Annotated in this window: 1 pseudogene; it reads left to right on the top strand. The window is 42.0% G+C overall.

From position 1 onward, the window contains the following. Positions 1-334 (top strand): annotated as a pseudogene (locus tag BN93_RS16040) (RHS repeat domain-containing protein); the annotation flags it as partial. Between the last annotated feature and the right edge of the window lie 393 nt (positions 335-727).

Genomic DNA, 727 nt, shown 5'->3' with positions numbered 1-727 from the left:
GACCAACACCGAGGAAATCTTCTTCTATCATAGTGACCACCTCGGCAGCACCTCCTACATCACCGATGCCAAGGCCAACATCACCCAGTTTGATGCCTACCTGCCCTATGGAGAACTGCTCGTGGATGAACATTCTTCGTCCGAGGAAATGCCGTACAAGTTCAACGGCAAGGAGTTTGACCAAGAAACGGGTCTGTACTACTATGGGGCAAGGTACATGGATCCCAAAATCTCCATGTGGTTAGGGGTGGACCCGCTGGCGGAAAAATATCCGAATGTTACTGGATATTGTTATACTATGGATAATCCTATTAAGTTCATTGAAATAGATGGAAAGGATTGGATACTATCTACTGGAAATAGAGTTTATTGGTATGGTGGTAAATATGGCAATAGAAAGAACCTAATTGCAGTATATAAAGCAACATCAGGAATGGCAAGTGCAATTAAAATAACCACTCTTCCTAATGGAAAAAGAAAACAGGAAACAATAAATCCACAACAAGCTAAATACCAGCGTTATAGTGATATTGGGCCTACACCAGAGGGTAAATATAAGATCAATTTATCACCAGACCCAGATAGAATTGCTGAAGCAGATCCCCACACAGGAGCATTAAAGAGAAATGTAGATGGAGGTATTGAAAGAATACCTGATTTTGTTGAGAATACAGAAAACCCCGGTTCTCATTGGACTTATGCTGCCTGGGGAAAAAACAGGGCAAGA

The sequence above is a fragment of the Prevotella conceptionensis 9403948 genome, from assembly GCF_000312305.1.
Taxonomy (GTDB): domain Bacteria; phylum Bacteroidota; class Bacteroidia; order Bacteroidales; family Bacteroidaceae; genus Prevotella; species Prevotella conceptionensis.
Note: the sequence above shows the minus strand (reverse complement) of the source record. Positions and strands in the feature narration are given on the sequence as shown.